Genomic DNA, 21,320 nt, shown 5'->3' with positions numbered 1-21,320 from the left:
CTTCGGTCAGCGGACCATCTTCCACAGGCGGAAGGGCGAGTTGGCCGGCAGTTCGACCGGCTGGAGCCAGTCGGGTACCGCTCCGTCGATCAGCTGACTGTAGAAGCCCTGCGGCGCACGCGCGCGGTAAATGGTCGATTCGGCCATGCCGGGGCAGAGCAGCAGCATCGTCGCACCCCGCCGTCGCATGACCTCGTGCGCCACCTCGGGCGAGGTTGCGCGGAAAGCGTGGTGGACGTCGAGAATCGCAGCTCCATTGCGGTGATAGGGGCCGGCGACCGCACTGTGTTTCGTGATCGCGATCAGGCGCGGTCCCAGGTCGACGAAGGTCAACATCGTCGCGCGGGGCAATGCGTCGAGCTGGGCGAGCGCGGGCAGCGTCACGCAGCGGCGCGGCTTGCCTTCGGTGCGCGCGACGACCTTCTCGCGTTTCTGCTCCTTGGCCGACTTGGGCAGCATCGCGGCGAACTGCGCAAGCTGTCCGGAGAGCGCGAAGAAGACGAGCAAGGTCCCGCCGACGCGGACGAGCGAGGAGCCCGAATCGAGAAGGCGCGGCAGCAGCTGCCAACCGAGCCAGGTCGCGCCGAACACCGCCAGCAGCTGCGCCTGCGGGCCGAAGCGCGACTGCCAGGCGAGGCCGGCGGTCGCCAGCAGGCTGAGCAGCGCCAGCGTCGCCCAGACCGGCCCGGCGGCGGTACCGCGCGAGCGCCATGCCGCCAGCATCGCGCCGATCGTTCCGATGATCGGCAGCCAGCTGGTCTGCAAGGCGTCGCGCCAGGGCTTGGCATAGATCGGCTTGACCTCGCGGATGTGCGAGAACCAGAGCCGCTCGAGCTCGGGCGAAATCGCTTCGGGCCGCCCCAGACATTGCGGGAAGCTGCCCGCGTAGAAGCCGGCAATGGCCGCACCGGCGAGGAACAGCAGCGCGAGCCTGAGCATCCGGCGGTCGCCGCGCAGGAAGCTGAGCGCGGTCATCAGCGCCGATGTCAGCAGCAGGGTCGACAGATAGACCGGCGACAGCACGTCGCAGACCATCGCGCGATTGTCGTTGGATGCGAAGGCCGCGAAGCCGATCGCGCAGCCACCGCCGAGCGACACCGCATAGCTGCGCAGCCGCTGCGCGTCGTCTGATGCGCCGATGATCGCCCAGCGCAGCGCGATCGACGCCCCCGCCACCGCCATCAGCGGAATCAGTTCGAGTCCGATGCTGAGCGAGAAGGCGCTCGCCGCACCGGCTAGCACGCCGCCGCGCCGGGCCGAGGGATCGGCGATGCCGGCCACGACGACCAGCAGCGAGGCCAGCTGCCAGCCATGATGGTCGATCCGCAGCGGCATCCACATGAACAAGGTCGTCTGGGCGCACATCAGGATCGCGAAGGCGACCGGGTAGGCGCGCGGATGGATGACCCGCCGGGTGGTGATCACCAGCGCCCACAGCGCGGGGGCGAGCGCGAGCATCGGCGCGACCGCGACCGCAATGCGTTCTGCGGTGAACGCCCCGAACAGCGGCTGGAACAGCAGGATCAGCCCCGCGATCGGCAGGTCGACGATCCGCGACCAGTGGACGTTGAGCCCCTCGGGGGGCGCCAGCTTGTACTGGCGCAGGTCGAACCAGCCCTGCCCGCCCAGCCAGGCTTTGACCTCGGCGAGGCGCAGATTGTCGTCGGTGTCGCTGAGCGCCAGCCAGCGGATCTGGCCCCATTTATAGGATAGGAAATAGAGGCAGGTGCCGAGGAAGAGCACGACCAGCATCATCCGCCAGTGCCGCTCGATCCACGCCATCATGCGGTCTTCGAAAGCGGTCTCGGGCTGGTCCTGCATCGCGCCCGCTTAGGACGAGCTTGCACCTGCCGCAACGGCCTTGGCGCTCCTTCGCAAGGCTCGTTGCGCTATTGTTAGGCTGGCGTTCAGCTTCGGAATGCTGTGTTTCCGCTCATCCGGAAACGGACACGCGGGGATCGGACTGGCAATTTCCACCCCACGGGAGGCGCTCCTTCGGGGTTCCCTTGCCCCGGGGAGCGTGTTCCTCCGATGTCGGCACCTCCGGTCGCGGACCGCTTGTCGCTCCAGCGCTTTTGTGGAAGAGCGCGACCGATGTCCGACATCCCGATCCTGTCCCGCGAGCGCATGGCCCTGCTCGGTCAATTGGTGCGCTACGGCGTCACCGGTGCGCTGGCCTCGGTCGTCAACATCGGCATCTATCATGCGCTGGTGCGGCTGGCCGGGATGCACCCCAATCTGGCCTGGACCTTCGGCTTCGTCGGGGCGGCCGCCACCGGCTATGTTATCCATGGCAAATGGAGCTTTCGCGGCCATGGTTCGCGCGACCGGCAGACGGTCCGCATCCTGCGCTTCGCGATCGTGTCGCTGATCAGCTTCGCGCTCAACAGCCTGTGGGTGTGGCTGCTGGTCCAGCATATGGACCTTCCGATCTGGGCCCCCTATCCCCTGGTGCTATGCGTGACCCCGCTTCTCGTCTTCTGGCTGAACCGCCAATGGGTGTTCGAATGAGCACCCCGCTTGCCTCGGTCCCACTCCTGTCGGTGATCGTCCCCGTCAAGGACGAGGAGGAGGCGATCGCGCCCTTCGTCGCGCGCATGTCGCGGGTGCTCGACGCGCTCGCCGATCCCGAGGGGCGGCCGATCGCGTGGGAAATCCTGTTCGTCGACGACGGCAGCAGCGATCGGACGATGGCCGCGATTCTGGTCGCGCACGAGGCCGACTCCCGCGTGATGGCGCTGTCGCTGTCGCGCAACTTCGGCAAGGAAGCGGCTTTGTCTGCGGGCATCGACAATGCGCGCGGCCAGCTGGTCATTCCGATCGATGTCGACATGCAGGATCCGCCCGAGGTGATCGGGGAGATGATCGCCAAATGGCGCGAGGGCTATGACGTCGTCTATGGCGTGCGGCGCAGCCGCATGACCGACAGCCTGCCCAAGCGGCTCACCGCCGATCTCTATTATCGGGCGCACAACTGGCTTTCGAAGGACAAGATCCCCGAACATGCCGGCGACTTCCGCCTGCTCGATCGCCGCGTGGTCGAGGTGATCAAACGGATGCCCGAGCGCAACCGCTTCATGAAGGGGCTGTTCGCCTGGTCCGGCTTCCGTCAGACGGCGGTCGAATATGACCGGGCGGAGCGCGCGGTGGGCACCACCAAGTTCAACTATTGGAAGCTGTGGCAGCTGGCGATCGACGGGATCACCTCCGCCTCGACCGCGCCGCTCCGGGTCTGGTCCTATGTCGGCGCGCTCATCGCGGTCGTGGCCCTGGTCTATGCGGTGTTCATCGGCGTCCGTACGCTGATCTACGGTGCCGATGTCGCGGGCTATCCCTCGCTGATGGTCGCCACCCTCTTCCTCGGCGGCGTCCAGCTGCTGTCGCTCGGCATCCTCGGCGAATATGTCGGCCGGATCCTCGTCGAAACCAAGAAGCGGCCGATCTACATCGTCCGCGACCGGATCGGCTGCCCCGATCCCGAAGCCAGGGACCTCGCCTGATGGACCGCGCCGCCTATGACCGGATGGCCGAGATCGACAAGGACCATTGGTGGTTTGTCGCGCGCCGCAAGATCATCGCCGCGCTGATCGAGCGCCACCGCCCGAAGCCGGGCCCGCTCCGCATCCTCGAAGTGGGTGCCGGCACCGGCTCCAATCTCGCTTTGCTCCAGCGCTTCGGCACGGTCGATGCGATCGAGCCCGATGACGATGCGCGCGCCTTCGCCGAACAGCGCAGCGGGCTGTCGATCAAGGGCGGCTATCTGCCCCATGTGCCGCTCGACGATGGCGCTTATGATCTGATCGTGCTGCTCGACGTGCTCGAGCATATTCCGCAGGACGTCGATGCGCTCGCCTATCTGCGGACCAAGCTCGCGCCGGGCGGGCGGATCCTCGTGACCGTGCCGGGCGCGCCGTGGATGTGGAGCGCGCATGACGTCGCGCACCATCATCAGCGCCGCTACACCGGACAGCAGCTGCGCGAGACGTTCGAGCGCGCCGGCCTCGCGCCGCGCTTCCAGTCGCATTTCAACACGCTGCTCTTCCCGCTGATCGCGCTGGTGCGCCTGGTCGGCAAGATCACCGGCAAGGAGGGCGGCGACGATGCGATGCCGTCGCGTCCCGTCAATGCCGTGCTGACCGCCCTGTTCGGGGCGGAACGTCACTGGGTAGCGAGCTTGAGCATGCCCTTCGGCGTGTCCATCGCGATGGTGGCGGCCCCGACGATACGGTAGAGCGCCCCGCGCTCGCCGCCGTCCCAGACCAGCTTCAGGGTCGGGTCGTTGACCGGCCAATGGTCGCGCGACGCGTTGATCAGCCACAGATAATCGAACGCCTGGCGCGGGAAAAGCGCCAGCGAGCTTTCGATGCTCCGCGCCCAGCGCGCGCGGCAATGGCGCGGGCGCATGACCTGGGTCGGATCCTCCGCATAGCCCTTGGCGGGGGCATAGGCGATGCTGAGCAGTTGCGCGCCCGGCATCGTCCACTGGCCGTTTACGAAGGCCTCGCGCCGGACGATCGCCATCGCGCCGAGATGTTCGAGGCGCGGCGACTCCCAGCGCGACAGGCAGGGCAGTTCGACCAGCGCGAACACCCGGCTGTGGCGTTCGACATGGTCGAGCGCCTTGAGCTGGCTTTCCTGGAAATCGGAGAAGGCGGCGAAGCGGTCGGTCGACTGCCACACCCGCACGCCGAAGATCAGCAGCGCGAGGATGGCGACCGCGTTCAGCGCGGTCCGGTTGGTGAAGCGCGGGACCAGCCCGATCACCCCGACCGCGACGACATAGGGGGCCAGCCGCATATCGGCATAGGCCGATCCGATCACGATGCGCGGCATCAGCACATAGGCGATGACGAGGACCAGCGTCGCCACGCCCAGCGTGCGGCGCATGTCGAAGCCGATCTGGCGCCAGCCGATCGTCGTCAGTCCGAACAGCACCAGCAGGATCAGCGCACCGACCAGGGTGATGTCGAATGTCATCCAGTGGTTGCGCAGCGACGAGATCAGATAGACATATTTGGCTTTCCAGTTGAACCAGTCGGTCGTCTGGCCCTGCACGTCGCCTGAGCGCCAGGCGATCATCAGCAGCATCGGCGGTGCGAGCGGCAGGCAGTGGAGGCTGCCCCGCCACAGCGATTCGACGAAGCCGCGCCCCTCGACGTCGCGCATGCGGACGATTTCTGCGGAGAAAGCGAGCAGCCCCAGCACGCCCCAGGCGAAACCATGCGCCAGCCAGATCAGGCAGCCGAGCGGAAGGAAGATGATTGCGCGCAGCCGGATCCGGCTCATCCGCGCGAGGCAGAGCCATAGCGCGAAGGCGTTGAGCGCCAGCGCCATGGCGAAGACATAGTTGATGAAGCCCCACTGGAAGGGCCAGCAATAGGCGAAGGGCAGGACGAGCCCGGCGGTCGCCGGCAGCCGGCCATGGACTTCGCGCGCTACGAGAAGCAGGCCGGTGACGGTCAGCGCCGGGACCGACATCACGATCAGCTTCACGCCCAGCTCGAGCCCGAACAGCTTCGACATCGGGATGATCAGCAGGTCGACGCCGAGATTGCCCATCAGCGCCCAGCGGAATCGATAATATTCGGTCAGCAGCGGCGAGGACGGGTCGGCGAGCTCGACGCGGTAGCGGCCCATATGGCCCATCAGATCGACCAGCGGCGGCACCGGCGGATGGATCAGCGGCACGACCGCCAGCAGCGCCACGAGGACGATGTACCAGCTGCTCGTCCACCAGCCGGACGGGGGCGTTACAGGTGGGGTGGACCGGAACATCGCGCTTCGCCCTTATGTCGGGGCGCGGGCGACGGCAAGGGGGCAGCGACGGGGGCGGAACCGCGTTCGCCTCAGCCGATACGCCGCCACAGTCTGAGGGTGCTGCCCGGAAGCGGTATCGGGCGCAGCCATGCGGGCGGACGCCCGGTCAGCAGCATCGCCATCAGCCCATGGGGCGCCGCCTTGGCATAGATGCCGGCTTCGCTGCCCGCCGGGTCGATCAGCAGCAAAGTCATCGACCGCTCGATCATCAGGCGGTGGGCGACTTCGGGCGGGCCCGTGAAGGCATCGATCACGCGTCGCATGGCCGGCGCGCCGCGATGGTGGCTACTCGCCGCATAGCTGTGTGGCGTCAGCAGCAGCAGACGCGGGGTCAGGTCGAGCCCGGTCAGAACCCGGCTGGGTGGCAGCTGTGTCAGTACCGACAGGCCGGTGCAGGGCGAGAGGCAGCTTTGAGCGGGCGTAGCATCTGCTACAGCAGGCGCCTCGCGGAATTGAGCGCGGAGCAGCAGCAGGCTTTCCCCGACGGCCATCGCCCCGATCGGCGACAGCGCCATGATTGCGAGCACACTGCCCGCGATGCGGACCGGGGACAGAGGGTGTCGTCCGGTGCGGTCGAGCGCCCGCGCCAGCAGCCAGGCCGCACCCGGAAGCGCGCAGGCCTGCGCGAAGCCGCCGGTTCGCTGGACGAGCACCGACAGCAGGAAGGAGCCGGCGGCCAGCGCCAGCATCGTTGCCCAGTCGCGGACTCCGGCGTCGCTGCGTGGCGCCGCACGCCAAGCGAACAAGCTGCCGGTCAGACCGACGAGCGGGAAGAGCAGCAACAGCATGGCGTTGCTCGGCGCCTGCTGCCAGATCGGCAGGCCTTCCGGAACATTCTCGTACCAGAAGCGCCGGACGACCGGATCGAGCTGGCCGAAGGGGCCGGCGAGACAGGCGGGCGCCATCGTCATCAGCAACCCGGCGCCCACCGCTGCGGCGGCGGCAAGAAGGAGCAGCTTCGCCCTTAGGCCTCTCTCTTCTGCCGACCATCCACCGAGTCCCGCCACTAGCGGTGTCGCAGCCAGCGGACCCAGCCAGGCCGGACTCACTGCGTCGCACCAGGGGCGTGACCACGCGGCCAGATCGTGGGTCGCAGCGAACAGCGCAAGCGTCCCGCTCCCAAGGGCGACAGCGAAGGCGGGGAAGCGGCCATCCTCCTTGCCCGCCGTCCAGCGCAGCGCCAGCAGCAGGCCGAGCAGCCCTGCCATCGGCAGCGCTTCCAGCGACACGGCGAGCCACAGCGCGGTGGCGATCCCCGACAGCAGCCCGCCGCGCACCGCCCTGCGATCGAAAGCGGCGGCAATGGCGGTCAAGCCCAGCATCGTCTGCCAGCCATGATGGTCGATCCGCAGCGGCAGCAGGTGAAACAGCATCAGTGGCGCGGTGGTGCCCAGCATCGCAGCGAGCAGCGCCGTGCGCCGGTCGGCCAGCCGCGCCGTGAGAAGGGCGATGGCGCCGAGGAGCCCGCCCAGCGTGACCAGCGGGACGAGCATCGACGCGAGCCTTTCGGCCGCGCCGCTCCCGATCAGCGGCTTGGCGAGCAGGATGATCGCGGCGAGCGGCAGGTCGACGAGGCGCGACCAGTGCATCGGAACGCCACCCGGCGGATCGATCCGATATTGGGTGACGTCGAAGAAACTCTGCCCGTTCAGCCAGTCGCGCACCTGCTGCAGCCGCAGATAATCGTCGGGGTCCCACATTTCGAGCGGACCGACATGCGGCCACGCCATCGCGGTCAGGATGGCGGAGGCAAGCAGCCACAGCGCAACCACGCCCAGAATGAGGCGCGAGCGCGACATGGCGTCCTTCGCGTCCGGGTCATCGGCTAGCGCCGCCATGGCGGTACGATCGGAATCAGGCGGCCTTGCGGCCCGGCAGGCGGGTCGGCACCAGCCGTTCGGAGGCGAGCGCGGCCTTTACGCCCGCTGCATCGGTCCCGTCGGCCAGCGCCTCCTCGCCCTCGCGGCCGGCCTCGTGATATTCGGCGTCCTCGTTGACCGACCAGACATCGTGGCGGCGCGTGCCGGCGGCGATGTTCCGTGCGGTCAGCATCGCCGTCATCATCGCATGGTCCTGGTTGTTGTAGCGGTGCATGCCGTTGCGGCCGACGAAATGCAGCGTCGGATAGCGGCCTTCCAGTTCGGTGCGGACCGTCGCGACATTGTCGGCATAGGCGTCGTCATAGACCGGATAGGCCTTTTCCTGGCGGACGACGGCGCCGCCGACGACCTGCCGGGGATCGCACAGACCGAGCTCGGCCAGTTCGCGCTTGGCGAGTTCGACCAGCGCCTCGTCGGACGAGGACCAGAGCCCATCGCCTTCGAAGCAAAAATATTCGAGCCCGACGCAGGCGAGCGCGGGATCGGGCACCATCTCGGGCGACCAGCTGCGGAAATTCTGGATGCGGCCGACCTTCACCCGGTCGTCGTGGATGTAGATCCAGTTGTCGGGGAACAGATCCTCCGACCGGATCATCAGCGCGACCGTCAGGAAGTCGCGATAGTTGAGCGACATCGCCTGGGGCAGGCTCTCGGGCAGCGGGTGGAGACGCGTGGCAAGCTCGCGCATCGGCGCCGAGCTGATCACATGGTCTGCGGTCATCAGCGTCAGCCGCCCGGCCTCGTCCATCGCCGCGATCCGCCACAGGCCGGCGGTCTCGTCCCACGACAGCTGGTGGAGCCGGTGGCCCATCAGCAGGCAATTGCCCTGGTCGAGGATGCGGTCGCGCGCGGCGTCCCACATCATGCCGGGGCCCTTGCGCGGATAGCGGAAGCTTTCGAGCAAGGTCTTGGCCTGCATGCCGTCATTGGGCTTGCGGTTGAGGCCCAGCGACCGGCGGATGCCGTCGAGCACGGCCTTGCCGAGGCTCAGCCCCTTGATCCGCTGCGCCGCCCAGTCGGCCGACATCTCGCTGCACGGCATGCCCCAGACCTTCTCGGTATAGGTCTTGAAGAAGATGCCGAACAGGCGCGACCCGAACTGGTTGACCACCCATTGCTCGAAGCTGCGCACCTCGCGGTGCGGGAACAGCTTCCAGCGGAAGAAGCTCGCCATGCACAGGGTCGACTGGATCAGCCCCAGATTGCGCAGCGCTTCGAAGGCGCGCAGCGGGTAGCTGTAGAATTTGCCGCGATAGAAGATGCGGCTCATCCGTGGCCGCTCGATGAAGTCGTCGGGAAGCAGCTCGTTCCACAGATCGACCACCTCGCGCGACTTGGAGAAGAAGCGGTGCCCGCCGATGTCGAAGCGAAAGCCGCGATGCTCGACGGTGCGGCTGATTCCGCCCACCTGCTTCGGGTCTTTCTCGACCAGGGTGACGGTGAAGCCCTGCTTGCCGAGCAGATAGCCCGCCGTGAGGCCCGCCGGCCCCGCTCCTATGATCGCGACGTCGACATGATTGGTGGCGCGGGCCATCTGGCTTCCCCGAAATTCCTATGGGGACAGCCATGGCCGCAGAGCCGTTAGAACATGGTTAACAGCGACGATCCGCTCAGCCGACTCCGGTCGGCCCGTCCATGACGATGCGGATCTTGGTCGCGAGATCGGAACGTCGATAGGGCTTGTTCAGAATGTCGAACTCGTCGGCCCGCACGTCGATCCGTTCGAGCGCGGTTTCGGCATAGCCGGTGGTCAGCAATATCTTGAGATGCGGCCTTTGCCTGCGCGCCTGGCGGGCGAGTTGGACACCGTTGAGCCGACCCGGCATGACCAGGTCGGTGAACAGCATCTCGATATCCTCGTCGCTGTTCAATATCTCGCTCGCCTCCATCCCGTTGGCGGCGCGCAGGATATGGTAGCCGAACTGTTCGAGCACCTCCTGCGCATAGGCGGCGACATCGGGCTGGTCCTCGACCAGCAGGATCGTCTCGGCGCCCCGTGCGCGCTCGCCCCGGCGCGAGGGACGGCTTCCTTCGGGTTCGATCGGGCCGTCCTCGCATGGGAAGAGCAGGCGAACCTTGGTACCGGCGCCCTCGTCTGATTCGACCAGCAAGGCGCCGCCCGACTGGCGCGCGAAGCCATAGACCATCGACAGGCCGAGGCCGGTGCCCTTGCCCTGTTCCTTCGTGGTGAAGAAAGGCTCGGTCACTCGTGACAGCACGTCGGGGGTCATGCCGGTCCCGGTGTCGCTGATCGTCACCTGCGCATAATGGCCGGGTGGTAATTGGGCGAGGGTCACGCTGCCGTCGCGCACCGCCACGGTTGCTGTTTCGATCGAGATGGTGCCGCCGCCGGGCATCGCGTCACGGGCGTTGATCACCACGTTCATGATGGCCAGTTCGGCCTGGGTGGTGTCGATGCGTGCATTGCAGGCATGGTCCGAAAGGCGTCGTTCGATCTTCACCTTGTCCGGCAGCGTCCGCTCGATCACGGGCATCAGCTGATCGACCATCTCGTTTATGTTGATGATCCGCCCGTCGAGCCGCTGCTTGCGGGCGAAGGCCAGCATCTGCTGGGTCAGCGAGCTGCCGCGCTCCGCCGCCTGCGAAATCGCCTCCATCTGGCGCCGGGCCTTGGTGAAGTCGAACCGGTCGGGCTGTTCGAGCCGGTTCTTCAATATGTCCGAAAATCCCTGAATCACGGTCAGGAGATTGTTGAAATCATGCGCGATCCCGCCGCTCAGCTGGCCGATCGCTTCCATCTTCTGCGCCTGGCGCAGCGCGTCCTCCGCATCGCGCCGGCGACTGACGTCGAGCTGCGAGCCGAAATAATAGATGAGCTTGCCGTTGCGGTCGAACACAGGCGAGACGAACAGCGCATTCCAGAAGCTGGCGCCGCTTTTCTTGTAGTTGAGGATCTCGACGGCGGTCTCGCGGCGCTCGGCGATCGCGCGGCGGACCTCGGCGACGGTGTCCCGGTCGGTGTCCGGCCCCTGCATCAGCCGGCAGTTCTTCCCGATCAGCTCTTCCCGCGTGTAGCCCGTCATGTTCAGGAAGGCCGGGTTGGCGAAGACGATCGGATGGTCCGGCGCATGCGGATCGGTCACGATCATCGGCATGCGCGTCGCCCGCACCGCCGCGAAGAAGATCGCGTTGTGCTCGTCGCGCATGTCCGGATTGGCGCCCGCGCTCTGCAACGGGGCGGGTCCGCCGGGTGGCATGTCCGAACGATCGTGCGTCACATATCCTCGCTGTACACCGGGGCCCATTACGCCGGGCCCGTTCTGAACGTTCAAAGCCCCCGATGGTTCAGCGGCTTGCCCCGTCAAAAGGAACAGGTAGGTTCGCATCGAGGGCGCCGGAACAGTCGATCGGCGCCGCTGGTTCCGCCTTCGTGCGGCAGGGGCCGGAAGCCTCGCCGGGCAAAGAGGTGGACTGATCGAGGATGAGGTGCAGCATGGCGGACGACCAACCGGCACAGGCGGCCCTCATCGCGCCGACGGTGGCCTATCGCGGGCCGGTCGGCGGCTGGGGCTCGGTGCGCGGCATGATCGGGACACTGAGATCGTCCGGCGCCAGCGCTGGCGCGCTTGCGACCCTGGCCGACCTCAACAAACCCGGCGGGACGATGTGCACCTCCTGCGCCTGGACCAAGGTCCCCAATCCTGGCCTCGTCGAGTTCTGCGAAAATGGCGCCAAGGCCACACTGTGGGATCTGACCAGCGATCGTTGCACGCCGGATTTCTTCGCAAGCCACCCCGTATCGGAGATCGCGCGCTGGTCGGACTATGATCTGGAGCGAGTGGGCCGGCTGACCCATCCGATGCGCTACGACGCGGGGACCGATCGCTATGTCGAAACCGGCTGGGACGAAGCCTTCGCCGCGATCGGCGCCGAACTCCGGCGTCTCGAGCCCAAGTCGACCACCTTCTACGCCTCGGGCAAGGCGGCGCTCGAAGCCTCCTATCTCTACGCGCTGTTCGCCCGCATCTATGGGCACAACAACCTGCCCGACAGTTCGAACATGTGCCACGAGACGACCTCGGTCGCGCTCAAGGCGGTGTTGGGCACGCCGGTCGGAACCTGCACCTTCGACGACCTCGCGCATTGCGATGCCATTTTCTACGTCGGCCAGAATCCCGGCACCAATTCGCCGCGCATCCTGCACCCGCTCAAGGATGCGGTCGATCGGGGCTGCCGGATCGTCGCCTTCAATCCGCTCAAGGAGAAAGGGCTGATCGCCTTTGCCGATCCGCAGAGCCCCGCCGACATGCTGCTGGGGCGTTCGACCCCGATCGCCAGCCAGTATGTGCAGGTCCGTCCTGGCGGGGACATCGCCGCGCTGACCGGGGTGGCGAAGCATGTTCTCGCGCTCGACGCCGAAGACCGCGCGCGGGGTGGCGCCGGCGTGCTCGATCGCGCCTTCCTGGACCACCATTGTCATGGTCTCGACGACTGGCTCGCTTTCGTCGAACGCAGCGATTGGACCGATATCGAGCGACAGTCGGGGGTCGGCCGGGCGGAGCTGGAGACGGCCGGCGCCATCTATGCAGCCTCCGAACGGGTCATCGGCATCTATGGCATGGGCCTGACCCAGCATGTCCACGGGTCGCAGGCGATCGGCGCTCTGGTCAACCTGCTGCTGTTGCGCGGCAATGTCGGGCGGCAGGGCGCCGGGTGCCAGCCGATCCGGGGCCATAGCAATGTCCAGGGGCAGCGGACGGTCGGCATCACCGAAAAGCCCGAACTCGCCCCGAACGACAAATATCGCGAGCTGTTCGGGTTCGAGCCGCCGATGGACAAGGGGCATAATACGGTCGAGTTTCTCGAAGCCTTGCTGGCGGGCGAGGCCCGGGGATTCATCGGCCTCGGTGGCAATCTGGTGCGGGCGGTGCCTGATCAGGATCGCGTCGCCAAGGCGTGGAGCCAGCTGGACCTGACCGTCCATGTCGCGACGCGGCTCAACCGGACGCATCTGCTGCCGGGGCGTTCCTCCTGGCTGCTGCCCTGCCTCGTCCGCGCCGAGGAGGATATCCAGGCCGGCGGTCCGCAACAGGTGAGCATGGAGGACAGCTTCAGCCATATCCATGGCTCGATCGGCAGGCGCACCCCCGCCAGCCCGCACCTCCGGTCGGAGGTTGCGATCGTCGCCGGCCTCGCCAAGGCCACGCTCGACCCTCATGACAGGCTGCGGTGGGACGAATGGACCGCCGATTATGGCCGCATCCGCGACCTGATCGCGCGCACCTGGCCCGACCAGTTTGCGGACATGAACCGCCGGATCAACGAGCCCGGCGGCTTCTATCGCGGCAACAGCGCGCATGACCGGATCTGGAAGACCGAAAGCGGGAAGGCGCAGTTCACCCTGCCCACCTCGCTCGACAGCGCCGATCTCGCTGATCGCCCAGGCCGATTCCGGCTGATCACGCTGCGATCGAACGACCAGTTCAACACCACCGTCTATGGCATGTCCGATCGGCTGCGCGGCATCGAGGGCGATCGCATGATCGTGATGATGGCACCGGCCGACATGGCCGCGCTGGGACTGGAGAGGGGGCAGCGCGTGACCCTGGTCGGGGACGCTGCCGACGGCATCGCCCGGACGGTCGAGGGGCTGGCGGTGATCCCCTATGACCTGCCGCGCGGCGCGCTCGCCGGCTATTTCCCCGAGCTCAACCCCTTGTCACCGCTGTCGCGGCACGATCTGGCCTCGGGTACGCCAGCCGCCAAGGCAATCCCGGTCCGCATCCTCGCCTGACCGTCGTGTTCAGCGGCCTGAGCGGTCTGCCATGATGTCCTGAATCCGGGCTGCGAGCGTGTCCATCGGGAAGGGCTTGGTGAGCAACGCCATATTGGGTGCGAGCTGCCCATTGCCGATCACGGCGTTCTCGGCATAGCCGGTCATGAACAAGATGCGGAGATCGGGGCGCAGCTGCAGCGCCGCATCGGCGACCTGCCGTCCGTTCATCCCATTGGGCAGGCCGACGTCGGTGATCAGCAGATCGATATGCGGGGTGGCATAGACCGCAGCAAGCGCCCCAGCCCCATCGGCGGCCTCCACGACGTTGTAGCCGAGCTCCTCGACCACCTCGACGACCAGCATTCTTACGGTCGGCTCGTCGTCGACCACCAGCACACAGCCCGCGCCGCGTTTGGCCTCGGCCAGGGGCGCGGTCGGCGGCGGCCCGGCTTCGCTGTCGGCGACGCTGCTTTCGGCGTGGCGCGGCAGATAGATGCACATCGTCGTGCCCAGTCCGGCCTCGGTGTAGATGCGCACCTGCCCACCCGACTGGCGTGCGAAACCGTAGATCATCGACAGGCCGAGTCCGGTCCCCTCGCCCATCGGCTTGGTCGTGAAGAAGGGGTCGAAGGCGCGGGCGGCGACTTCGGGCGGCATTCCCGTGCCGGTGTCGGTGACGCAGATCGACACATATTGGCCGGGGTCGAGATCGCGTTCGCGCGCGGCGCGCTGGTCGAGCCATTTGTTGGCGGTTTCGATCGTGATCCTGCCGCCCTCAGGCATGGCGTCGCGTGCGTTGATGCACAGATTGATGATAGCGTTTTCGAGCTGGTTGGGATCGACCAGCGTCGTCCATAACCCGGCCTTGCCGACCGTCTCCACCGTGACCTCTGGGCCGACTGTGCGGCGGATCAGTTCCTCGAGGTCGAAGATCAGCCGGTTGACGTCGGTCGGCTTGGGATCGAGCGTCTGGCGCCGGGAGAAGGCGAGCAGCCGATGGGTCAGTGCCGCTGCGCGCTTCACCGCGCCCTGCGCGGCGATCGAATATTTCTCCAGCTCGTACACGCGACCCTGGGCGATGCGGATCTGCATCATCTCCAGAGCGCCCGATATACCGGTCAGCAGATTGTTGAAATCATGCGCGAGTCCGCCGGTCAGCTGGCCGACCGCTTCCATCTTCTGCGACTGGCGCAAAGCCTCCTCGGCACGGTCGCGCTCGGCGGCCGTCGCGGCGACTTCGGCCTGCAGGCCGATCTTCTCGCGGTGCAGCTGGCGTTCGACGGCCTTGCGCGCCGAGACGTCCTGCATAGCACCGACCATGCGCAGCGGCGTTCCCGTCGCATCGCGCAGCACATAGCCGCGGTCGAGCACGTCGGCATAGCTGCCATCCGCCCGGGCGAAGCGATATTCGTCGGTCCAGTCGGTGCCCGATGAGTCGATCACCGCATGGATGCTGCGATCGATACGGTCGCGATCTTCCGGGTGGATATTGGCGATCCACCAGGCGCCGGTCGGCTGCACTTCGGAGGGCAGATGGCCGTAGGCCCGATGAACCGCCTCGTTCCAGATCACCGTGTCGGTGCGGAAATCCCAGTCCCACACCGCGTCATTGGTAGCGCGCCCAGCCAGGCGCAGACGCTCTTCAACCTCGCGCATTGCGGCGTTGGCCAGGCGGTCGCGGGTCACGTCCTGCACCGTCCCGATCAGGCGAACCGGTCGGCGCCCATCGAAAAAGGCGAGGCCGTGGGCCGCTACGTGGCGCAGCTTGCCATCTTCGATGCCGATCGTGCGATATTCGACCTCGAAATCGTGGCTGCCGTCGGGATCGAGCGAGGCCACGACGGCCTTGTGCGCGTGCTCGCGGTCGTCTGGATGCAGGCCGGCGAGAAAGGTCGTCTCATAGGATATGTCCTTGCCGGGACTGACGCCGAACAGTTCGCGGCAGCGATCATCCCATTTCAGCGTCTGTTCGCCCGGCCGATAGTCGAACCGGCCGAGCCGCGCGGCGCGTGTCGCGAGTTCGAGTTCCTCGCGGCTGCGTTCCAGCGCCCGCTCGGTACGACGGCGCTCGGTGATGTCGTAGAAGAGTACGGCGACATGGTTCTTGTCGGGATCGTCGATCCGGTAAGCGCTGACGAGATACCAGCGATCGTCGAGCGCCTTTGCGGGCAATTCGATCTGCGCGGTCCGTCCGCTCCGCGCGACCTCGCCATAGAAATCGAACCAGTGCTGCTCGTGCTGCGGCGCGATCTCGCGCATCCAGCGCCCGGATGCGTTGGCGATGCCCGTATAGTGCGCGAAGGATTCGTTGACCTCGAGGAAGCGGTAATCGAGCGCCTCGCCCTGCTCGCCGAACATTACCTCGATGACGCAGAAGCCGGCATCGATCGAGTTGAACAGGCTGCGATAGCGATGTTCGCTGAGGCGCAAGGCTTCTTCGCTGCGAACGCGGTCGGCAGCTTCGCGGATGCGTACAGCGACATCCTCGACCAGCGAGACCTCGGCGGTTTCCCAGCTCCGGGGTGCCTGCATGTTGACGTAGAGCAGGCTGTCCAACTGGCCATTGCGCATGATCGGACAGACGATCGCCGCGCGGGTGTCGATGGCGGTCCAGCTCCGGTCATGGCCGGCACTCAGCGGATGGATCGTCACATCGTCGATAACCAATGTCCGGCCGGCGCGGAGCTCGGCCATCAGCGCGTCGCCATAGCCATCCATCGGGCGCAGCCGGCCGTGGAGATTTTCGAGCCGTCCGCCCGAATCCGCTTCAATGCGGCTCAAGCCGCCATTCATGCCGAGCGTGGCGAAGCCGCAGCGATCGGCCCCGAGGCGATCGGCGAGCATCCGCGATGCGGCGTCGAGAATCGCCTGCGCATCGGTGAGACCGCGCAGCCTGTCGAGGAAGGCGAGCTGGAACGCCTGTCTTTCGAGCAGTTGCTCGCGGCTCAACTGTTCCGATCTCGGCATTCTTCCCCCAACGACCCCAGCCCACGACGGGTTCCTCCGGCGGATTAGCACCAGCGCAACCGTCATGGGAGCCGACAGATGGATCGGCCTGCGCCGCGCCCGCAAGGAGCGGCAAGGCAGAAATGTGCAGGCGTCGCGATTGTTCCGCTGCCGAAGAGAGAAGGGCCGCCCACGCGAACGGGGGCGGCCCTTCGGAGCTTTCTGCGCCGTTTTAGAACTCGGCGGTCAGCCTCGCACCCCAGGTCCGGGGCCGGTTGAAGATCGCCGTTGCCAGCGAGCCGAAGTCGGTCGCGAAGCTGTAAAAGCGGTTGTTGGTCAGATTTTCGCCGAACAGCTGAGCGGTCAGCTTCACATTGTCGCCGGCAGGAATGTCGGACAGGATCACCCGGGCCGACAGCTCCTTCTGGGTTCCCGTCCGGAAGCCCTGCAGCGTGGGCGCGAGCGAGTCGATCACCGCCAGACGCGCGCTGCTCTTGGTCGAATAGTCGACCCGGAAGGTCGCGACGCCCATCGGCATGGGTGAGGTCTTCACCTGTGCCCCGACATGGGTCGACCATTTGCTCAGATAGGCGAAGTGCGCGGTCGAACCGACATTGGTCACCACGCCACCGACGATCTGGTTATACTCCTTATATTTGGGATCGACATAGCCGACATTGCCGTCCAGCTGGACATGCTCGCCCAGCAGCAGTGCGCCTTCGAGTTCGAAACCGCGATAGCGCGCCTTCGCCGCGTTCACGATGAAGTTGGTGCGTGTCACGCTGTTGAACTGGTTCACCTGCAGATTGTCATAATCGATCTGGAAGACGTTGCCGTCGAAGCGCAGATGGCGATTGAGTGCGGTCAGCTTCCAGCCCAGTTCATAGGTGATCGCCTTTTCGGGATCCCAGCCGGGCGACCCTGGTGCCAGGGCGTTGAAACCGCCCGCGCGGAAGCTCGACGCGATCCGGCCATAGGTCATGAAGCCGGGGACCCAGCGATAGCTGATCGAGCCGCTATAACCGAAATTGCCCCAGTCGTTCTTGCCCGTCTGGTTGGTGGTCGTGGTCGTGGTCGTCGTCTGGACGATACCCGTCGCGATCTCGCGCTTGTCCTTGGTATAGCGGCCGCCCAGCGTAACCTCGAGCTTCTCTTCGAGCGAAGCGGGCTTCCACTTCACCTCTCCGAAGGCCGCATAGGACCTCGTGGTCTGCTCATAGGTCACGCTGCGGTCGAGACGGATCCAGGCCGCGCCGACCGGCGAGTTGAGCACGGTGGTGACATTCTCGTTCACCTTCTCCCACCAATAATAGAGACCCAGCACATATTCGAAGTCGGCGAGGTCGCCGGCGACCTGGACCTCCTGGCTGAACTGCTTCTGCGTGCCTGCGTTGGTCGGCGCCGCATGGACGCTGATCGGCTCGACGCGCTGGGCGGGATTGCGCGGGTTCAGGACGGTGCCGAGAATGAAGCTGCCGCCCAGATAGTTGCGCAGATGCTGATCGATTTCGGCATAGTTGCTGATCGACTTGAGCTGCGCGGTTTCGGCGATCGGATAGGTCAGCGTCAGCGTGTCGCCCCAGCTCTTGATCACCGCATTGCCCTGCACGCGGGGATCGCGAAAGCTCAGGTCGAGCGCCTTGCGGCTGAGCACCAGCGGCGGACCCGACGGATTGGCTGCGGCCGAGTTGGTATAGGCCGTAATGGCTGCCGGCGTGCCGCCGATCGCCTGCCAGGCGGTGAAGGACTCGTTGCGCGCATAGCGGAAGCGGTTGTCTATCTCGAGATCGCCGAGCGATCCCGCAAGGGCCGTGGTCAGGCCCAGATCCTTTTCGTTGCCGCCCCAGTCTGACCTGGACAGTCCGGGCGTGCGCACCCAGCCGTCGCGCTGGCGCCAGTTGGCGGCGATCTTCAGGCGCCAGTCGGACTGCCCGATCGCACCGGTCTGGAGTACGCCCGAGAGCATCTTGTCGTCATAGCGGCCATAGCCGACCGAGATCTTGGCGCTGGGTTCGTCGGTCGGCGCCTGGGTGACGAGCATGATCGCGCCGCCGGTCGTGTTGCGGCCGAACAGCGTGCCCTGCGGCCCGCGCAGCACCTCGACCCGTTCGAGATCGGGCAGATCGAAGGCGCCGCTGGTCGCACGCGGCGTATAGACGCCGTCGACATAGAGAGCGACGGCAGGTTCGGTGTAGAGCGTGGTCGACAGCGTGCCGATGCCGCGGATGAACACGACCGGCGCGTTGGCGCTGCCCGACCCTTGCGTGATCTTCAGGTTCGGGGCGAGGTCCGCGAGCGCGCTCAGCCGGGTGAGGACCCGCTGCTCGATGTCCCTGCCGCTGATCGCGGTGATCGGCAGCGGGGCAGTTTCGGCCCGCTCGGCGCGCCGCCGCGCCGTCACGATGATGTCGGCGAGACCGCCTTGGCTCGCGCCGGTGTCGGCCTGATCCTCGGCCATCGCCGGGACCGACAACATGCCGAGGAAGGCGGCGGACAGCGCGGTACCACCGCGCAGTACGGACGTGATTCGACTCCTGGTAGCTTTCATCTTCCCCTCCTTTGGCGCGTCCCTGCGGGCGTCGCCTTTCTCCTGTGCCGGAAGCCCACCGGCCTTGCTTCACATCGCTTCTGTCCGGTCTCTCGCCGCCGTCGATGATCTCGCGATTGACAACCTATCAATCATGATAATCTTATCAAGAATAAACATAGCAACGACGAGAGGCTGGACATGAAGGATTTCAAAGGTCGCGTGGCCGTGATCACCGGTGCGGCGAACGGCATCGGCCGGGCGCTGGCGGAGCAGCTGGCGGCGGAAGGTGCGCGGCTGGCGCTCATGGATATCGAGGCCGACACGCTGGAAATGCTGTGCGCCGAGCTGTCGGGCAGGGGCGCCGAGGTGTTCGCGCGGGCGTTCGACATTGCGGACTGGGAGGCCAGCGAGGCCTTCGCGAAGGACGTGCTGTCCCATTTCGGTACCGTCAATCTGGTCATCGCCAATGCCGGGGTGACGACGGTCGGCCGCCCTGCGGTGACCCTGTCGATCAACGACTGGCGCTGGGTGCTCGGCACCAACCTGTTCGGCGTGATCCATGCGATCCAGCCCTTCCTGCCGACGCTGATGGGGCAGGAAGGCTCGCACATCGCGATCACCGCCTCGGGCGTCTGTTCCTTCACCGGCGTGGCCCTCAACGGCCCTTATTGCGCCAGCAAGGCGGCGGCGATTTCCTATGCCGAGACGCTGTACCGCGAACTGGCCGCTGCCAACCCGCCGGTCGGCGTCACCGCGATCTGCCCCGGCACCACGCTCGCCACCTTCCAGCGCTCGGAAGAGCGGCGGCCGGCGCATCTGCCCGATCTTGCCGAAACCGACCCGATCCCGCCGGTCTTCCGCGAGATGCTGGCCAAGATCCGGGCGGATGGTCTGACCTCGGACGAGGTGGCGCGTCAGTCGATCGCGGCGATCCGGGAAAACCGCTTCTACGTCATCACCCATCCCGAGAACGGCCATATCGCAGCGGCGCGCGGCAATGATGCGGCGGCGGCACGCAATCCGTCGGTCGGATTGCCGGGGTCCTGAAGACCGGTCCGGGCGGGGCGTCGCGATCAGGCGACACCCGCCGGGGCCTGGGCCGCCTTGGAACGCAGCCCTGAAACGAGCGCCAGAATGCATCCGGCGAGGGTCAGCAGGCCCACCCAGGCGATCGCTGTTCGCAGACCGAACAGGATGATCACCGGCCCCAGGACCAGCGGATTGATCGCATCGGCGAGAAATTGACAGCTGACGACCAGTCCGGCTGCCTGCCCGCGAAGCTCTGGCTGGGCGCGCTGGAGCAGCAAATTGCTCTGATAAGGAAAGAGCAGCCCATTGCCGATGCCGAGCAGGGCCAGGCCGATGGCAGCGGCCGCCATGTCCTGCGCCCGGGCGAATAGCAGCAGGCCACTGCCGATGATCGCGAGGATCGCGAAGGGCAGCATGCCCATGCCGATCAGGCGGCGTGCCACCGGAAACAGGATCGCCGTTGCAAAGATCAGCCCCTGGTTGATGCCCATCATCTGCGCGCGGCCTTGCGCGCTGTCGATGCCGATCTCGGCGAGCAGGAAACTCGACTGCGAATTGGTGGTGAAGGCGGTCATGTTGACCAATATGACGAAAGCGAAGACCGGCCAGAGGGCGGCTAGCCCACGCCAGTCGCGTCCCTGCGCGCTTGCTTCCCGTGGACCCTGAACAGATGGGGCAGAGCAGGTCGCGACCAGCGCGAACATCAGCCCGGCGATCAGCGGGAAAAGCAGGAAGGACGAGCGCCAGCCATAGGCGTCGGCGATCCGTCCGGAGGCGATCATCGCGATGATGCCCAGCGCGGCGGCGCCCGCGACCGACCAGCCGAGGACGCGCGGGCGCATCGCCTCGGGCACGCGCTCGCCGACCAATGCGGTCGATGCGGCGGCGATGACGGCAGCGACGATCCCGATCAGCAGCCGCGAGCCCACCAGCAGCGGCAGGCTGAGGCCATAGCCCGCAACGCCGATCAGGCCATAAGCGATGAGCCCGCCGAGAAAGACCGTGCGCGGCTGGAAATGGCGGAACAGGAACCCTGCGACGAAGCCGCCCATAACGAGCCCCAGCATCGGCATGGCAATGAGCATCTGCACCGCCACCGCGACATCCGACCCGCCGCCGCCGCCCATATCGCGCGCGATATTGGGCAGAACGGGAATGACCACGGTCAGCATCGCGCCGACCAGGAAGGACCCGAGCGAGAGGGTCGCGATGCCCAGGATGGCACGGGGCGACAGCGGCACGGCCGGCACCGGCTGTTCGTCGGGCGGAATGGCTACCATCGACACCCCTCCATCATCTGTCGGCCGTCTGTCGCGGCTCGATCCTAGCGATGACATGTGGGCCCAGGGCGTACCCGCCCAATATCGGCATTGTTCCGATC

13 protein-coding genes are annotated in these 21,320 nt (G+C 66.5%); 5 read left to right on the top strand and 8 right to left on the bottom strand.

What is annotated here, in order from left to right; all coding sequences use genetic code 11:
• Positions 1 to 6: 6 nt before the first annotated feature.
• Positions 7 to 1,821 carry an AcrB/AcrD/AcrF family protein gene (locus ACNI3R_RS13575; protein ID WP_426184152.1) on the bottom strand — a complete coding sequence of 605 codons (1,815 nt, stop codon included), beginning with the start codon at positions 1,819 to 1,821 and terminating at the stop codon, positions 7 to 9.
• A 273-nt stretch (positions 1,822 to 2,094) separates the two neighbouring features.
• Here ACNI3R_RS13575 and ACNI3R_RS13570 point away from each other — a divergent pair, with 273 nt between their 5' ends.
• The 3 genes from ACNI3R_RS13570 to ACNI3R_RS13560 are packed head-to-tail and all read left to right on the top strand — an operon-like array spanning position 2,095 to position 4,231.
• Positions 2,095 to 2,511 (top strand): GtrA family protein, encoded by a 417-nt coding sequence (locus ACNI3R_RS13570; RefSeq protein ID WP_426184150.1) that lies wholly within the window; start codon positions 2,095 to 2,097, stop codon positions 2,509 to 2,511.
• The gene (locus ACNI3R_RS13565; protein ID WP_426184148.1) at positions 2,508 to 3,500 is read left to right on the top strand and encodes a glycosyltransferase family 2 protein; all 993 of its coding nucleotides are present in this window, start codon (positions 2,508 to 2,510) and stop codon (positions 3,498 to 3,500) included. The genes ACNI3R_RS13570 and ACNI3R_RS13565 overlap by 4 nt, the downstream gene beginning before the upstream one ends.
• Entirely contained in the window at positions 3,500 to 4,231 is a 732-nt protein-coding gene (locus tag ACNI3R_RS13560) for a class I SAM-dependent methyltransferase (RefSeq protein ID WP_426184146.1), read from the top strand. The genes ACNI3R_RS13565 and ACNI3R_RS13560 overlap by 1 nt, the downstream gene beginning before the upstream one ends.
• On the opposite strand, the gene ACNI3R_RS13555 is transcribed toward ACNI3R_RS13560, so the two are convergent.
• From ACNI3R_RS13555 to ACNI3R_RS13540, 4 genes are all read right to left on the bottom strand, one after another.
• Positions 4,159 to 5,775, bottom strand: a complete 1,617-nt coding sequence (locus ACNI3R_RS13555) for a hypothetical protein (protein WP_426184144.1) — start codon at positions 5,773 to 5,775, stop codon at positions 4,159 to 4,161. The two genes, ACNI3R_RS13560 and ACNI3R_RS13555, sit on opposite strands and share 73 nt — an antisense overlap.
• A gap of 71 nt (positions 5,776 to 5,846) precedes the next feature.
• A complete protein-coding gene (locus ACNI3R_RS13550) occupies positions 5,847 to 7,616 on the bottom strand; it encodes a hypothetical protein (protein ID WP_426184142.1) in 1,770 nt (589 codons plus the stop codon).
• A 55-nt stretch (positions 7,617 to 7,671) separates the two neighbouring features.
• Complete coding sequence (locus ACNI3R_RS13545) at positions 7,672 to 9,231, bottom strand: NAD(P)/FAD-dependent oxidoreductase (protein WP_426184140.1); 1,560 nt, start codon at positions 9,229 to 9,231, stop codon at positions 7,672 to 7,674.
• A 76-nt stretch (positions 9,232 to 9,307) separates the two neighbouring features.
• Positions 9,308 to 10,936 carry a histidine kinase famiy protein gene (locus ACNI3R_RS13540; protein ID WP_426184138.1) on the bottom strand — a complete coding sequence of 543 codons (1,629 nt, stop codon included), beginning with the start codon at positions 10,934 to 10,936 and terminating at the stop codon, positions 9,308 to 9,310.
• A gap of 215 nt (positions 10,937 to 11,151) precedes the next feature.
• On the opposite strand from ACNI3R_RS13540, the gene ACNI3R_RS13535 reads away from it, so the two are divergent.
• The gene (locus ACNI3R_RS13535; RefSeq protein ID WP_426184136.1) at positions 11,152 to 13,452 is read left to right on the top strand and encodes an FdhF/YdeP family oxidoreductase; all 2,301 of its coding nucleotides are present in this window, start codon (positions 11,152 to 11,154) and stop codon (positions 13,450 to 13,452) included.
• A 9-nt stretch (positions 13,453 to 13,461) separates the two neighbouring features.
• On the opposite strand, the gene ACNI3R_RS13530 is transcribed toward ACNI3R_RS13535, so the two are convergent.
• A complete protein-coding gene (locus tag ACNI3R_RS13530) occupies positions 13,462 to 16,401 on the bottom strand; it encodes a PAS domain-containing protein (RefSeq protein ID WP_426184134.1) in 2,940 nt (979 codons plus the stop codon).
• 211 nt (positions 16,402 to 16,612) lie between these two features.
• A complete protein-coding gene (locus tag ACNI3R_RS13525) occupies positions 16,613 to 18,928 on the bottom strand; it encodes a TonB-dependent receptor (protein ID WP_426184132.1) in 2,316 nt (771 codons plus the stop codon).
• 180 nt (positions 18,929 to 19,108) lie between these two features.
• On the opposite strand from ACNI3R_RS13525, the gene ACNI3R_RS13520 reads away from it, so the two are divergent.
• On the top strand, positions 19,109 to 19,957 hold the full coding sequence (locus ACNI3R_RS13520; RefSeq protein WP_426184130.1) for an SDR family NAD(P)-dependent oxidoreductase: 849 nt from the start codon (positions 19,109 to 19,111) through the stop codon (positions 19,955 to 19,957).
• A gap of 26 nt (positions 19,958 to 19,983) precedes the next feature.
• On the opposite strand, the gene ACNI3R_RS13515 is transcribed toward ACNI3R_RS13520, so the two are convergent.
• Positions 19,984 to 21,219 carry an MFS transporter gene (locus ACNI3R_RS13515; protein WP_426184128.1) on the bottom strand — a complete coding sequence of 412 codons (1,236 nt, stop codon included), beginning with the start codon at positions 21,217 to 21,219 and terminating at the stop codon, positions 19,984 to 19,986.
• Positions 21,220 to 21,320 lie beyond the last annotated feature (101 nt).

The organism is Rhizorhabdus antheiae, assembly GCF_049889055.1.
Classification (GTDB): domain Bacteria; phylum Pseudomonadota; class Alphaproteobacteria; order Sphingomonadales; family Sphingomonadaceae; genus Rhizorhabdus.
This window is presented reverse-complemented; position numbering and strand designations above follow the sequence as displayed.